This window comes from Cypionkella sp. TWP1-2-1b2, assembly GCF_049896245.1.
In the GTDB taxonomy this organism is placed as follows: Bacteria; Pseudomonadota; Alphaproteobacteria; order Rhodobacterales; family Rhodobacteraceae; genus Cypionkella.
Window position 1 is genome coordinate 17,515 of the sequence record NZ_JAFCTX010000024.1, and the last position, 15,165, is coordinate 32,679.

Consider the following 15,165-nt stretch of genomic DNA (forward strand, 5'->3'; position numbering starts at 1 on the left):
GCACGGGGGCTGGTTATTGCATCCTGAGGGCAGCCAAATGACCTTTACCCCCGTTGACTATGATCCCTACGATTTCGCCAACCGCCGCCATATCGGGCCATCTCCGTCCGAGATGGAGGCGATGCTGAAGGCGGTGGGCGTCACCAGTCTTGACGCGCTGATGGATGAAACTGTCCCTGCCTCAATCCGCCAAAGCATCCCTTTGGGATGGGCACCGCTGTCGGAACATGACCTGCTGGCGCGGATGCGCGCGGTGGCGGGGCGCAACAAGGTGATGACCAGCCTGATCGGGCAGGGCTATTACGGCACAGTGACGCCGCCCGCAATTCAGCGCAATATCCTTGAGAATCCAGCGTGGTATACCGCCTACACCCCCTATCAGCCCGAAATTGCGCAGGGGCGGCTTGAGGCTTTGCTCAATTATCAAACCATGGTCGCCGATCTGACCGGGCTGCCGTTTGCCAACGCCAGCCTGTTGGATGAAGCCACAGCGGCGGCGGAAGCGATGACCATGGCCGAGCGCGTCGCCAAATCAAAAGCGAAAAAGTTTTTCGTGGATGAGAATTGCCACCCCCAAACCATCGGCGTCATCCAAACCCGCGCGCAGGCTTTGGGCATCGAAATCATCGTCGGCGATCCTGAAACCCTGCAACCCACTCAGGTGTTCGGCGCGATTTTCCAGTATCCCGGCACTTGGGGCCATGTCCGCGATCTGACCCCATGGATTGACGCCCTGCACGCTGCCAAAGCGATTGCTGTGGTGGCGACCGATCTGCTCGCGCTTTGCATGTTGAAAGAACCCGGCGCGATGGGCGCGGATATCGCGGTCGGCTCCAGCCAGCGCTTTGGCGTGCCGTTGGGCTACGGTGGCCCACATGCCGCTTTTTTCGCCTGCAAAGACGAGCATAAACGCCAGATGCCGGGGCGGATCGTAGGCGTCTCCATCGACAGCCACGGCAACAAAGCCTACCGCCTTTCCCTGCAAACCCGCGAACAGCATATCCGCCGCGAAAAGGCGACCTCCAACGTCTGCACCGCGCAGGCTTTGCTGGCGGTGATGGCCTCAATGTATGCGGTGTTTCATGGCCCACTAGGTCTGCGCGCTATTTCCGAGCGGGTCCATTCGCTGACGGTCCGCCTGGCAAAAGCCCTGCGCGATGCGGGGGCGGAACTGCCGCAGAAGCAGTTTTTCGATACGATTACTGTGGATGTCGGCGTCGGCCAAGCTGGGATTCTAGCGGCGGCGCGGCTGGAAGGGCTGAATTTCCGCAAAGTGGGCCGCGATCATGTCGGTATCAGCTTGGATGAAACCAGCAACGAAGATGTTCTTCGCCGGGTTCTTCGTGCGTTTGGTATTCAAAACTCGCCCCCCGCAAAGGCAGAATTGGGCTTTGACGAAGCGATGCTGCGGCAGACCCAGTATCTGACCCATCCGGTGTTCCACATGAACCGCGCGGAGTCGGAAATGATGCGCTACATGCGCCGCCTGTCCGACCGCGATCTGGCCTTAGACCGCGCGATGATCCCACTCGGGTCTTGCACGATGAAGCTGAACGCCGCCGCCGAGATGATGCCGATCACTTGGCCGGAGTTTGGCTCGTTGCACCCCTTCATCCCCGCCGATCAGGCGCTGGGGTATCGCGAGGCGATTGAGGATCTGTCGCACAAACTGTGTGAAATCACCGGCTATGATGCCTTCTCGATGCAGCCCAATTCCGGCGCGCAGGGCGAATATGCGGGCCTGCTGACCATCGCCGCCTACCACCGCGCGCGCAAGGAAAGCCACCGCAACATCTGCCTGATCCCGGTATCAGCACATGGCACCAACCCGGCCAGCGCTCAGATGGCGGGAATGGAGGTGGTGGTGGTCAAAGCCATGCCAAACGGAGACGTGGATGTCGAAGATTTCCGCGCTAAGGCCATGGCTGCGGGTGGCAATCTTGCGGCCTGCATGATCACCTATCCCTCGACCCATGGGGTGTTTGAGGAAACCGTGCGCGATATCTGCCGGATCACCCATGAGTTCGGCGGGCAGGTCTACCTTGACGGTGCGAATATGAACGCGCTGGTGGGCCTAGTGAAACCCGGCGAGATCGGCTCGGATGTCAGCCACCTGAACCTGCACAAAACCTTCGCGATCCCGCATGGCGGTGGCGGGCCGGGGATGGGGCCGATTGGGGTGAAATCGCATCTCGCGCCGTATCTGCCGGGACATTCCGAGACGGGCGGCGACGGTGCGGTGTCTGCGGCCCCTTATGGCAGCGCCTCGATCCTGCTGATCTCTTGGGCCTATTGTCTGATGATGGGCGGTGAGGGGCTGACGCAGGCGACGCGGGTGGCGATCCTGAACGCCAATTATATCGTGGCACGGCTGAAAGGGGCGTATCCGATCCTGTTCATGGGCAACAAGGGGCGGGTGGCGCATGAATGTATCCTCGATACCCGGCCCTTTGCCGAGGTCGGCGTGACGGTCGATGATATTGCGAAGCGGCTGATTGATAACGGCTTCCATGCCCCCACCATGTCTTGGCCGGTGACAGGCACCCTGATGGTGGAGCCTACGGAATCGGAAACCAAGGCCGAAATTGACCGTTTCATCACGGCGCTTCTGGCGATCCGGGCCGAGATCAAGGCGGTCGAAGACGGTGAGATTTCCAGCGAGGACAGCCCGCTGCGGCACGCGCCGCATACTGTTGAGGATCTGGTCGCAGATTGGACCCGGAAATACCCGCGCGACCAAGGCTGCTTCCCGCCCGGCGCGTTCCGGGTGGATAAATATTGGCCGCCGATCGGGCGCGTTGATAACGTCTATGGCGACCGGAATCTGATCTGTATCTGCCCGCCTTTGGAAAGCTATATGGAAGCTGCGGAGTGAGGGTCCCAACTTGGGACCTTTTGGAAGTGTTTGTTATCAGCGGCTTAGGGTTGTCGATTTAAGATTTTGTTAAGAAATGGCCCCGCTAGGACTAAGGTGGGGCTATTTTCTTATACATGCCTGTTGGGTTCAGAGCCGCGGTTTTGGTGCCAAGACCCGAACTGAAAGAAAACGCTCTGGGAGAGCGTTTTTCGGTTTGTTGCGCATAAGGCTGAAAGCCGTTGAGCAAGGGGCGTTAGGCAGCAAGCCATTCCTTAGATAATCGGGCCGCGCCTGACTTGGCTGGCGCGGACTCGCGCCTGCCGGGGACAGGCAGGCGCGGCCCGATTTGGCGCGGGCCAAATCGAGCAAGGACAGAAAGCTATGTTTTTGGCCCCCCGCCCCCCACAATGCATCAAAAAGCGGCGCGTTGACCAAATCCGCCGAACCGCTTAGCAAAGCGCCATGAGCCTTCACGCGCCAAAATCCAGCTTCACCGCAGGGCTTGTCACCGCCCTGCCGATTGCTTTGGGCTATTTCCCCATCGCGTTTTCCTTTGGCGTTGCGGCCACGCGGGCGGGGCTGAGTGGGTTGGAGGCGTTCGGGCTGTCGCTGATCATCTATGCCGGGGCTGCGCAGTTTTTGGCGCTTGCACTGATCACTGGCGGGGCTCCGGTTTTGGTGTCGGCGTTCACGCTGGTGGCGATGAACATCCGGCATGTGCTGTATGGTCCGGCGCTGATCAAGCGGGTGGGGCCGGGCGCGCGCACCAAGCACGCTTGGACTTGGGCCTTTGGGCTGACCGATGAGGTGTTTGGCGCGGCGCTAGGGGTCTTGGCGCGGGGAAAAGTGGTGTTTTCCGAGGCGTTCATGTTTGGTCTGGGGCTTGCGGCCTATGGATCATGGCTCTCGGGCACCGCTTTGGGGGCCTATGCGGGTGGGGCTGCCTTGCAGACCTATCCGGTGATCGACGCGGCGTTGGGCTTCATGCTGCCTGCGCTGTTCTTGGCGCTGCTGTTGTCGATCCTCTCACGCCTGCAGCTTCCGGTGATTGCGGTGGCGATGCTGGCGACGGTGGCGGTGACGCTGGCATGGTCGGGCACGGCGGGGATTTTGGCGGGCATGGTCGCGGGCGCGCTGGCTGGGTTACTGGTAAGGCGCAAGGATGCGGTTTGAGATTTTGACTTTGGCATTGATCGTGGGCGCTTGCACTTGGGCGTTCCGGTTTTTCCCGACCAAGGCCGATTTGTCAGGCATCAAGCCCGATGGGATGCTGGCGCGGTTTTTGGCCTCAACCGGACCGGCGGCGATTGCGACCTTGTTTGTGGCCTCGGTGCTGCCGATGCTGAAGGGCGGTTTGCCACTGCCTTTGATCATCGGCACCGGCGCGGTGCTGGCGGTTTATGCGGCAATGCGCTCGGTCGTGCTGGCAACCTTGGCGGGCTCGGTGGGTTATGGGCTGGCGGTCTGGCTGCTTTAGCGCGACGCGCTTTAGGGTGATGGCTACTCACCCTGCTTTAGATCATAGTCGGGCGCAGGCTTTGTGCTAAAATGCGGGCGAACTGGAGATGATGATGTTGGAAATTGCAGCCGCGAAAGTGGTGGAAATTATTTACCTGTCGCGCGAAACCACTGCCTCGGCAGCGGCCGAGTTGCGCGGCTTGCTGGCTGGGTTGAACGTCGATGAAAAGGCGCATCTGACGGCGCTGGCTTGGGTCGGGCGTGGCACCTATACGGCGGATGAATTTGGTCAAGCGGTGGTGGTGGCGGAAGTGGAGGCCTCGGCCCCGACCGATGGATATCTGCTGGGCATGACCGATCTGGCCGAGAATCTTGAGGCCGGGTTAGAGGCGATGGGCATTGATGTGACCGGCGAAGAAGAGGATTTGCTGTAAGCGATGGCGGCGGCCAAACCCGTGCGCGCGGTTGATGGCCGCACAACTCTGGGGTTCAGATGCGACCGTTAGATCTTTCGGCATGGTCAAAGCTGTCGCTGGTGCAGCAATTCGCGCTGGCGGGTGGCGTGGTGATGTTGGTCTCGGCGGGTGTGGGCGGATCTGTCGTCTCAAACCGCATCGAGGAGGTGGTGGTGCGCAACACCGCCAACGCGACGGCGCTGTATATGGAAAGCTTTATCGCGCCGCTGACGCAGGATCTGGCGCGGCGTACCGATATGACCGAGGCATCGCGGCTGAAAATCGGCGAATTGCTTGCCGATACCGCGCTGGGCAAACGGGTGGTCAGCTTCAAGATCTGGCGGCCCGGCGGGCTGGTGGTGGATGCCTCTAATCTGGAAACCGTCGGCAAGCGGTTTCCGCCGACCGAGAATTTGAAGAAGGCTTGGAGCGGCGAGGTGCGCGCCGATTTCAACGACACCAAGGACGAGGAAGACGAGGCCGAGCACGCTTTGGGTATCCCGCTGCTGGAGATTTACAGCCCGATTCGTGAGATCAAATCCGGCAAGGTCATTGCGGTGGCGGAGTTTTACGAAGTGGCCACCCAGCTGAAGCAAGACCTGATCCGGGCGCGGGCGATGGGCTGGCTGACGGTGGCAGGCGCGATGGCGCTGATCGCGGTGGCGATGTTTGCGGTGGTTTTGCGCGGCTCTCGCACCATTGATCGCCAACTGAGCGCGTTGAAGGATATGGCGGCGCGCAATTTGGCGCTGCGCCTACGGGTGCAGGGCGCGGCGGCGCGGTTTGCCTCGGTCAATGATCAGGCTCTGCGGCGGATCGGCGCGGATTTGCACGACGGCCCGGCACAACTGATGGGCTTTGCGGCGCTGCGGCTGGATGCGTTGCAAGGGCAGGTTTCGGGCCAAGTCTCAGGCAGGGCGGCAGAGGATTTGGCCTCGGTGCAACGGGCGGTGAAGGATTCAATTCTGGAAATCCGCAGCATCGCCAGAGGTTTATCGCTGCCGGATATCGAGCAGAAATCGCTGGAGGATATTCTGCGTGGCGTCACCGAGGCGCATGCCGCCCGCACCGGAACGGCGGTGGCTTTGCACTGTCAAGCAGTCAGTGGCCTGCCCGCTGCGGTGAAAATCTGCTGCTATCGGTTTGTGCAGGAAGGGCTGAACAACGCCTGGCACCATGCCGAGGGGCAGGGCCAAGAGGTGCGGGTCAGCTTGCGCGGCGATCTGTTAGAGGTGCAAGTGCTGGATCGGGGTACTGGGTTCGCGCAACTGCCCGTTAATTTTCTGCGCGAGGATGCCGGACTTGGCCTTGCCGGATTGGCGGATCGGGTGGAAAGTCTGGGCGGCCATATCAGCTTTGCCAATCGCAGCGATGGGCCGGGCGCGCAGTTGCGGATGACCTTGGATTTGAAGGAAGCCCTATGAGCGTTATCCGTCTGGTTTTGGCCGATGACCACCCGATCTACCGCGACGGCGTGGCGCGCACGCTGGCGGATGCGGGCGGGATTGATGTGGTCGGCCAAGCGCAGGATGGCGAGGCGGCGGCGCGGCTTTGCCTGTCGTTGAAACCCGATCTGGTGTTGCTGGATGTCTCGATGCCGAAGGGCGGCGGTTTGGGGGCTTTGGCTCTGATCATGCAGATGGAAAAGCCGCCCTTGGTCGCGATGTTGACCGCCTCGGAAGATGAGGGCGATCTGATGACGGCGCTGAAGGCGGGGGCGGCGGGCTATATTCTGAAAGGGGTCGGGGCCAGCGAGTTGGTCGAACTGGTGCGTGACCTCGCGGCGGGGCGGTCTTATGTCTCGCCCGGACTGGCGGGGCGGCTGTTGGTGGCGGTGCGCGGCAAGCCGGTGGGCGAGCCCAATCCCTTGGCCGATCTGTCGCGGCGCGAGGAGGATATTTTGCGGCTGGTGGCAACCGGGCTGTCCAACAAAGAGGTCGGCCGCAAGCTGGATATTCAGGAAAAAACCGTCAAACATTACATGACCTCGATCCTGCAAAAGCTGCATGTGCGCAACCGGGTCGAGGCCGCGATGCTGGCGCGGATGCATCTGAAAGACTGAGGGTTTATCAGACCATAGGCTGGTTTTACCCGCGAAAATCGCTGGGCGATGGTCCCTGATGCAAGGGCGCAAGCTGCCGTAGATTGAGGCTACGAACAAACAACCTCATCCTATGGAGCCTATCATGTCTCATTCCAATCTCACCAAAATCATCGCGGCAGGCGCAGTTGCGCTGTCGCTGACGGGTGCCAGCGCAGCCATTGCGATGGTGCAAGACACTGTTCTGCCGCAGGTTTCTATGGCTCTGCCCGGCACGCCCAGCGACGACGCGCAGCTTTTGTCACGCCGGGGCCGGGGTGCCGATGATGCAGCGGGCCACACGCGCCACGGCAGGGGCAAGGATGACGGTGCGGGCCACACCTCGCTGACGGTGCCTGCGTTCGGGCAGGAGTTTGCCCGTCGTGGTCGTGGCGCGGATGATCCGGCGGGCCACATGCGCGGCGGCAAGGGCAAGGATGATGGCGCTGGCCATGCAGCGCTGACGCTGCCCGCACAAGGGCAGGAATTCGCCCGTCGCGGACGTGGCAAGGATGATGCCGTCAACCACGGTTGATCGCTTGGCGCGTGTTACGCAAAGCCCGCGTCGCAACACGATTTGAGATTGGTTTGCGCTGCATGCGGGCTGCATGGCGAGGGCGCTTTAAGATCAATACCAAACACGCAATGCCTTAAGGACCACAACATGTTGTGGAAATCGCGGTAAATATTGCAGAAAAACACAAGTCATTCCCCGCTGGGAGTGACTTTTGCGCATGTCAGGATTGGATTGGGCCGAAAATTGCGATGCGAGTTTGGACAGGACCTTTTTCGATGACGGGCAAAAGCGCGATCACTTGTTTATCAAACCCACATGCTTCGCCACCCCGGACGTGATCCGGCGGCTTCTGCTGCGCGACCATGTGGCCCCGGATCAGGTCCGTGGCGGCGTGGCGCTTGGGGCAGGCTTAGACGCGCTTACCCCAAAGATCATACTCGCCGGCTTCTTCCACCGTCACCGTGACCATATCGCCGGGGTTCAGGCCCTCGAACCCTTCGTCGATGAACAGGTTGCCGTCGATTTCCGGCGCATCAGCCATGGTGCGGCAGGTGGCGCCTTCGTCATCAACCTCATCAACGATAACTTGCAGGGTATGGCCGACTTTGGCCTCCAGTTTGGCCTCTGATATTGCTTGAGCCTTCTCCATGAAGCGGTCCCAACGCTGTTGTTTCACCTCATCCGGCACATGGTCGGGCAGGTCATTGCTGCGCGCGCCCGCGACGTTCTCATATTGGAAGCAGCCGACGCGGTCGAGTTGCGCTTCATCCATCCAATCCAGCAAGGTCTGGAATTCGGCCTCGGTTTCGCCCGGATAACCGACGATGAAGGTCGAGCGCAGGGTAATATCCGGGCAGACGCTGCGCCATGCAGCGATCTCGTCAAGGGTTTTGGCGGCGGCAGCGGGGCGGGCCATCCGCCGCAAAACGCCCGGATCGGCATGCTGGAACGGGATATCGAGATAGGGCAGGATCAGCCCCTCGGCCATCAGCGGGATCAGTTGGCGGACATGTGGGTAGGGGTAGACGTAGTGCAGGCGGACCCACGGTTTGGTCTCGCCGCCGAGATGGCCCATGGCGCGGGCAAGGTCAGTGATATGGGCGCGGACTTCGCCGCCCTTCCACGGGCTAAGGTCATGCTTGCGGTCCACCCCGTAGGCGGATGTATCCTGAGAAATCACCAGCAGTTCGCGCACGCCGGCCTCAATCAGCTTTTCCGCCTCACGCAGCACGGCATGGGCGGGGCGGGATGCGAGCTGTCCGCGCATGTCGGGGATGATGCAGAACTTGCATTTGTGGTTACAGCCCTCGGAAATCTTCAGATAGCTGTAGTGGCGCGGGGTCAGGCTGACGGCGGTGGCGGGCAGCAGATCAATGAATGGGTCGGGTTTGGCGGGAACGGCTTTGTGGACGGCATCGAGCACCGCCTCGTATTGATGCGGGCCTGTCACGGCGAGAACTTTCGGATGTGCGCCGGTGATATATTCGGGTTCCGCCCCCAGACAGCCGGTGACGATGACGCGACCGTTCTCGGCGAGGGCCTCACCAATAGCCTCCAGGGATTCAGCTTTGGCGCTGTCGAGGAAGCCGCAGGTGTTGACGATCACCGCATCGGCCCCTTTGTAATCGGGGCTGATCGCGTAGCCTTCGGCGCGCAGCCGGGTGAGGATGCGTTCTGAGTCCACGAGGGCTTTTGGGCAGCCGAGCGAGACCATGCCGATGGTGGGCTGGCCGGGTCGGATGGGTTCGCTGAAACTGGGTTTCGGTGCGAGGTCTGGGCGGAGCCCGAGGTTGGGCATGGGCGGATTTTGCGACATTGGGAAGGGTATATATTGAAACGCGGCGTCGCGGTAGGGGGTGCCCATGCGTGGACAGCGGGGCGGTTTGTGGCAAATCAAGCGGTTAGGCTGCGGGGTGGGTAAGGAATTTAAGGTTTGTGGGCGAGGTGGTTGTTTGAGGTGGCACCGCAGCATGGGCGGTACAAAGCCGCGCTGCACATTGTCCCAGCCGCAGCGAGAACGATTTCGGCATCAGATCAATCACCGCAGCAGCACCGCTTGCACCTTCAGCAGCCTGTTTGCAGTATTGGGGCCTAAGTCTCTAACAGAGCGGTTTTTATATCCAAGGTCACCGATATACCGGCTTTCGACCAATCATATTCGATTGTTCCCCCCAGCGACCCTTCGACGGCGTTGCGCACCAAGCTGCGGCCATAGCCTTTGCGGTCTAACGGGTTAGAGGCATCTGGACCGCCCTGTTCGGTCCAAACGAAGCGTACTTTATCTTCGACCTGCGTGCCTGATATGTCCAGCACACCTTCTTCCGACGAAAGTGATCCGTATTTCAACGAGTTTGTTGCAAGTTCGTGCACGATAAGCGCCAAGGCGGTTGCTGCATTTTCACCAACGCCCATCCTTGGAACCGAAATGCGGATGCGCCCGGCGAACGCGCCTTGGTTATCATATGGTGCCAGCAAAACCGCAAAAATATCGCCAAGAAGCGCCGCTGTGCCTTGATGCCCCGGCAAAGGACGGACCAGATCGTGTGCGCGACCCAAGGCCGTAAGTCTGTTCATCAACTGACTTGTCATATCCTCGACGCCAGAGGCGGACCGGGAGGTGATTTTAGCCAGCACCGATGCAATGGTCAGAAGGTTCTTCACCCGATGGCTCATTTCACCGGCAAGCAGTTCGTTGCTTTCTTCCGCCTGTTTGCGGGCGGTGACGTCGAGGAACACACCCATCATCACGCGCCTTAAGATGTCTTCATCGCTGCCGCGACCCCGCGCGGAAATCCAGCGAACCTTTTGTCCGATGAGTGTTCGGAAATCTATTTCATACGGCCCGACGATAGACCGCGTCGCCAGAAAGGCAGCCTGCACGCGATCACGGTCTGCAGGATGAATTTTGGCGGAAAGCTGGGCGAAAGTTACCTCATCCTTTGGACGAACATCCCACAATTCGATGCCGCGCTCGTCGAGGTCGAGTTTGTCCGTATCGACATTCCATGACCACAAAGCAATGCCCGCCGCGTCAACTGCTTTGCGCAGCGCGTTTTCGCTCCATCTTTCCAGTGGGTTGGATTTGCTGTCCACAGGACCTCTACAACTTGGGCGTACAACACTTATCGCGAAATCATAGATGATGATTGTCCGATGCCGTCAAGCGCCGAATTCCATCCCAATCGCGTGCGACTTGACTGTGTTGGACTTTGCCATTGACTGAACGCCGCTTTCTAAACGGCGTTCTGCCCCGTCAGCGGCTTACAAAATACGCCACGCCGCCCCGGCCTTGAGCCGGGGCCTCTGCTTATACCATGAGGCCCCGGCTCAAGGCCGGGGCGGCGAGGAGCGGGCGGGAATATCAGTATTTTCCCGGCACATACAACTCCGGCGGCAGGACTGCGCGCTCATACTGTGGATTAAAAACCCGGTTTGGCAGCGTCACGTCTTCATGCGGCACTGGTTCGTAGGGGAATTGCTGCAGCAGGTGGTCGATGCAGTTTAACCGCGCGCGTTTTTTGTCGTTGCCCTCAACAATATACCACGGGGCTTCGGCGATATTGGTGCGGGCCATCATTTCTTCTTTGGCCTTGGTATATTGCTCCCAGCGCACGCGGGATTGCAGGTCCATCGGCGAGAGTTTCCACTGCTTCATCGGGTCGTGAATCCGCATCAGGAAGCGCATTTGCTGTTCTTCATCGGTGATCGAGAACCAGTATTTGATCACGGTAATGCCGGAACGCACCAGCATCCGTTCAAATTCCGGCACGTCGTTGAAGAATTGCTCGACCTGATCGTCGTCGGCAAAACCCATCACGCGCTCGACTCCGGCGCGGTTATACCAAGAGCGGTCGAACAGCACGATTTCGCCGCCTGCGGGCAGGTGCGGCACATAGCGTTGGAAATACCACTGGGTTTTTTCGCGGTCAGACGGCGCGGGCAGGGCCACGACGCGGACGACGCGCGGGTTCAGGCGCTGGCTGATGCGTTTGATCACGCCGCCTTTGCCCGCCGAATCGCGGCCCTCAAACAGCACGACGACCTTTTTCTTGTGGTAGGACACCCAGTCTTGCAGCTTGATCAACTCGGATTGCAGGCGGATCAGCGATTGGAAATAGATGTGACGGTCGATGCCGTCTGGGTGCTTGTCTTTGTAAATCTTGGAGATTTCGAGGGAAAGCTGGGCGTCTTCCAGTTCCAGCTCGTATTCCTCATCAAAAGCATCGGCGAGTTCTGCTTCCAGCCAGTCGAGCGCTTGCGGGCTGGGGGTGTTGGGCGACGATGTGTCTGGCATGCTGGCCTCCTGTTTCGGTGGCGATAAATCAGGGCAATGTAACAGGGCGGTGACGCAGGCATATCGGGCGAAGTGTTGCCAATCGGCGGTGAATGGCTTGTTTGCGGGGGGGTTGCGGGTAGACTCGGGGTGTGGGTCACTGTGAGGGTATTATGCGTTGGATCATTCGTTCGGTTATCGCGCTGGTTTTGCTGGCGATTGTGCTGGTTGGGTCTGTGTTTCTGATCCCGGCAGAGAAGGTCGCGGGCATTGCGGTGGCGAAGTTCAATGCGCTGACCGGGCGGGAACTGGTGATCTCGGGCGCGGTGCGGCCCACAATCTGGCCGCAGCTGGGGGTGACGACCGGGCCGATTTCGATTTCCAACGCGGAGTGGTCGGATGAGGGGCCGATGGTGCAGGCCGAGGGGCTGTCGATCTCGCTGGATCTGGCGGCGCTGATCGCGGGAGATGTGAAGATCACCGGGGTCGAGGCGATCAATCCGAAGATCGTGTTGGAGCGGTCCAAGACCGGGGCGGAGAATTGGGTGTTTGGCGGCGGCGCTGCGGGCGGCACGGTGTCACCGGCGACGCCGGGGGTGGGGCAGCCGTTCACTTTGGACAAGGCCTCGGTGTCGGGTGGCGCTTTGGTGTTTGCCGATCATGCAGCGGGGGTGCGCTATGAGATGAGCGGGATTGAGGCCACGGCGGCGATCCCCGATTATACCGGGGCTGCGACGGTTGACATGGCGGCGGTGATGAACGGGCAGTCGTTTCGGCTGACGGGCGAGGTTGGCGCGTTTCAGGATTTTCTCGATGGCAAGCTGGTGGACAGCGATCTGAAGCTGGTGGCGGGGGCGGCTGAGGTTGGCTTCAAAGGCAGTGCCGGGCTGGGGCCAGAGGCAAAAGGCACTTTGAGCGCCGATCTGGGCGATCTGGCGGCGATCTCAGCTTTGGCGGGGATGGCGGCACCAAAGCTGCCTGAAGGCTTGGGAGCTTCGGACGTGCGCGTGGCGGGGGCGGTGACGCTTACGACGGCGGGATCGCTGCATTTGCGCAGTGGGTCGGTGGTGTTGGATGGCAATACGCTGGCGGTGGACGCGGATCTGACCACGGCGGGAGAGCGCGCCAAGCTGTCGGCCAAGGTCACGGCGGGGGCTTTGGATCTGGCCGGGGTGTCGGGCGGGCAGGGTGGTGGCGAAAGCGGCGGCGTGCAGGCGGCGGGCTGGCCCACGGATAAGATTGATGTAAGCGCGCTGTCGGGCTTGGATGCGGTGGTGGCGCTGACGGCGGACAGTGTCGATCTGGGGATGGTGAAGTTCGGGCCATCGCAGATTGTGCTGACCAATGAGCGCTCGCGATTGGTGACCGAGTTGCGCAAGGTCTCGGCCTATGAGGGGGTGATCTCGGGGCAGTTTGTGGTCAATGGCCGCAAGGGGCTGTCGGTGGGCGGCGATCTCTCCTTTGCGGGCATGGCGTTGCAGCCGTTGCTGGCGGATTTCGGTGGCTATCAGCGGCTGGTGGGCACCGGGGATATGCGGGTGAAGTTCCTCGGCTCGGGCGCGTCGGTGGATGCGATCATGCGCTCGCTGTCGGGGTCGGGATCGCTGGCCCTGAGCAATGGCGAGATTTTGGGCTTGGACATTGCCGGGATGCTGCGGACACTGGATACGTCTTATGTCGGCGAGGGCCAGAAGACGATTTTTGACAGTTTGGGCGGCAGTTTCACCATGGTGGATGGGGTGCTGCACAATGAGGATCTGGTGCTGAAATCGCCCTATATCACCGCGCGGGGTGTGGGGGATATCGGGCTTGGCGCGCGGAATTTGGAGTATCGGATCAAGGCCACGGCTTTGGCGGATGACACCGGCGCGGGTGGGCTGACGGCTCCGCTCCTAATCAAAGGCTCTTGGGCGAACCCGAAGTTCTCGCTCGATTTGCAGGCGATTGCCGATGAGAAGCTGGCCGAGCAGAAGGCCGCGTTAGAGGCGCAGGCAGAATCCAAGCGGGCGGAGTTGGAGGCCGAGGCGCGGGCAAAGCTCGAATCTGAGTTGGGCGTGGTGCAGCAGGACGGCGAAAGCTTGGAGGATGCGGCGAAGCGGCGGATGAATGAGGCGGTGGATGCTGAGGCGCAGAAGGCGTTGCAGAAGCTGCTCGGCGGCGGGAATTGAAGGCAGAGATGTGGCGCTGAAGCACACGGCGCAGGGGTGCGGTGGGTTGGAAACCCACCCTACAATGCCGATCAGCGGCGCAAGCCATGCAAAAGGCGCGAGGGATGCTCGCGCCTTTCGGGTTTTCGGACTTAGGCCAAATCAGCCTGCCTTAACGGCGACGGTCGCGGCGCGCGCTCATTGGTTGGAAAGCGACGCTGACATGGGCTTCGCAATAGGGTTTGCCAGGCACCGAGGGCAGACCGCAGAACCAGAAATCTTCGGTGGCAGGGTCGCCGATCGGCCATTTGCAGGTGCGCTCGGTCAACTCCATCAGCGACAGCCGCTTGGCGCGCTTCTCAACCTCGCGCACCGAAGCCAGGGCCTCGGGGGAGATTTCATTGGCAGAGGGCTGCGGCGGCAAAGGTTGACCCGCCGGGATGATCGCCTTGCGCAGCGGGATTGGCAAAGTGGTGACGCTGGCCGAGGCGGCAACCGGGGCTGCTGGGCGCGGCTCTGGCACCACGCGCTCGGGGGAGGCCGCGCGCACCGGGGCTTCGACGATCACGGGTTTGGGGCTGGGTCCAGGGCGCAGCGGGGTGGGGGCTGCGACCTCGGGCTCATCGGCTTCGACAGCGCCGCCGCCGACGCGGTTGGACAGGCCAAGGCGGTGGACCTTGCCGATCACCGCATTGCGGGTGACGCCGCCCAGCTCTTTGGCGATCTGGCTGGCAGACTGGCCCTCGGCCCACATTTTCTTGAGCGTCTCGACGCGCTCGTCGGTCCAGGACATGGCGAACTCCGGTTCAGGGGGCTTTTGCGGGCCCGAGGGGCCCTGCGTGACAGCAGACCCTATTCTAATCTTGAATGCAGCGGATACAAGGCGGACGCGGCAATATCAAGCGCTGCGTGATTCGGTTTATCGGGGCGCGCGGGCACAGGGGGCAGGGATGCATAACTTTCAGGAACAGCGGGCCGATACGTTTGAAAGCTTTGCCACGGTGGGCCGCGGCGTGAAGCTGCCGAAGCTGTCGGTGGTTGTCTATGAATTCGTCGCCGAAGAGGTCGATACCAAATGGGCGGCGGTGGAAAAGGCGCTGCGGGCGAAGGGCTTCAAGACCAGCCATGCCGGCGACGTGCTGCAAGCCCGGATCGGGCCGATTGCGATTGATGCGGAAACCGTGTGGCAATGGGAGCGGTTAGCCACGGAAATCGTGCTGCCGTTCGAGTTCTACCCGGACGGCTGGGAATTGGGCGACGACTAGGCTGGTCGCGCGGCAAGCTGAATGAGCGGCTTTCGCCGCAAGGCTTTTGTCTCGCCACCCCGGACTTCGCCGGGGCGGCTCGGGCGGGCGGCGGTTCTGTGGCGGAGCACTGG

13 protein-coding genes are annotated in these 15,165 nt (G+C 61.2%); 9 read left to right on the forward strand and 4 right to left on the reverse strand.

Translation table 11 applies throughout. The features are described 5' to 3' along the window. The first annotated feature begins 37 nt into the window (after positions 1–37). The 7 genes from gcvP (at position 38) to ACP7AP_RS15695 (ending at position 7,385) form a co-directional block, all read left to right on the forward strand. Positions 38–2,875 (forward strand): aminomethyl-transferring glycine dehydrogenase, encoded by a 2,838-nt coding sequence (gene gcvP / locus ACP7AP_RS15665; protein ID WP_426035414.1) that lies wholly within the window; start codon positions 38–40, stop codon positions 2,873–2,875. 444 nt (positions 2,876–3,319) lie between these two features. Next, positions 3,320–4,030: an AzlC family ABC transporter permease gene (locus ACP7AP_RS15670; protein WP_426035416.1), complete on the forward strand. Its 711-nt coding sequence runs from the start codon at positions 3,320–3,322 to the stop codon at positions 4,028–4,030. After that, positions 4,020–4,334: an AzlD domain-containing protein gene (locus tag ACP7AP_RS15675; RefSeq protein ID WP_426035418.1), complete on the forward strand. Its 315-nt coding sequence runs from the start codon at positions 4,020–4,022 to the stop codon at positions 4,332–4,334. Before ACP7AP_RS15670 ends, ACP7AP_RS15675 begins: the two co-directional genes overlap by 11 nt. 94 nt (positions 4,335–4,428) lie before the next feature. Continuing rightward, a complete protein-coding gene (locus ACP7AP_RS15680; RefSeq protein ID WP_426035420.1) occupies positions 4,429–4,749 on the forward strand; it encodes a DUF3775 domain-containing protein in 321 nt (106 codons plus the stop codon). 59 nt (positions 4,750–4,808) lie between these two features. Next, positions 4,809–6,194 carry a sensor histidine kinase gene (locus ACP7AP_RS15685; protein WP_426035422.1) on the forward strand — a complete coding sequence of 462 codons (1,386 nt, stop codon included), beginning with the start codon at positions 4,809–4,811 and terminating at the stop codon, positions 6,192–6,194. Continuing rightward, the gene (locus tag ACP7AP_RS15690) at positions 6,191–6,832 is read left to right on the forward strand and encodes a response regulator (protein WP_426035424.1); all 642 of its coding nucleotides are present in this window, start codon (positions 6,191–6,193) and stop codon (positions 6,830–6,832) included. The genes ACP7AP_RS15685 and ACP7AP_RS15690 overlap by 4 nt, the downstream gene beginning before the upstream one ends. Positions 6,833–6,956: 124 nt before the next feature. Beyond that, positions 6,957–7,385 (forward strand): hypothetical protein, encoded by a 429-nt coding sequence (locus ACP7AP_RS15695; RefSeq protein WP_426035426.1) that lies wholly within the window; start codon positions 6,957–6,959, stop codon positions 7,383–7,385. A 391-nt stretch (positions 7,386–7,776) separates the two neighbouring features. On the opposite strand, the gene rimO is transcribed toward ACP7AP_RS15695, so the two are convergent. The 3 genes from rimO to ppk2 form a co-directional block, all read right to left on the reverse strand. Beyond that, entirely contained in the window at positions 7,777–9,183 is a 1,407-nt protein-coding gene (gene rimO, locus ACP7AP_RS15700) for a 30S ribosomal protein S12 methylthiotransferase RimO (protein ID WP_426035522.1), read from the reverse strand. Between the two features lie 275 nt (positions 9,184–9,458). Continuing rightward, a complete protein-coding gene (locus ACP7AP_RS15705; RefSeq protein ID WP_426035428.1) occupies positions 9,459–10,460 on the reverse strand; it encodes a sensor histidine kinase in 1,002 nt (333 codons plus the stop codon). A gap of 268 nt (positions 10,461–10,728) precedes the next feature. Next, complete coding sequence (gene ppk2 / locus ACP7AP_RS15710; RefSeq protein WP_426035430.1) at positions 10,729–11,661, reverse strand: polyphosphate kinase 2; 933 nt, start codon at positions 11,659–11,661, stop codon at positions 10,729–10,731. 152 nt (positions 11,662–11,813) lie between these two features. Here ppk2 and ACP7AP_RS15715 point away from each other — a divergent pair, with 152 nt between their 5' ends. Continuing rightward, positions 11,814–13,808: an AsmA family protein gene (locus ACP7AP_RS15715; protein ID WP_426035432.1), complete on the forward strand. Its 1,995-nt coding sequence runs from the start codon at positions 11,814–11,816 to the stop codon at positions 13,806–13,808. Positions 13,809–13,959: 151 nt separating this feature from the next. Here the strand turns inward: ACP7AP_RS15715 and ACP7AP_RS15720 are convergent, their stop codons facing one another. Beyond that, positions 13,960–14,580 (reverse strand): GcrA family cell cycle regulator, encoded by a 621-nt coding sequence (locus ACP7AP_RS15720; RefSeq protein WP_426035434.1) that lies wholly within the window; start codon positions 14,578–14,580, stop codon positions 13,960–13,962. A gap of 157 nt (positions 14,581–14,737) precedes the next feature. On the opposite strand from ACP7AP_RS15720, the gene ACP7AP_RS15725 reads away from it, so the two are divergent. Then, the gene (locus ACP7AP_RS15725) at positions 14,738–15,052 is read left to right on the forward strand and encodes a hypothetical protein (protein ID WP_426035436.1); all 315 of its coding nucleotides are present in this window, start codon (positions 14,738–14,740) and stop codon (positions 15,050–15,052) included. Positions 15,053–15,165 lie beyond the last annotated feature (113 nt).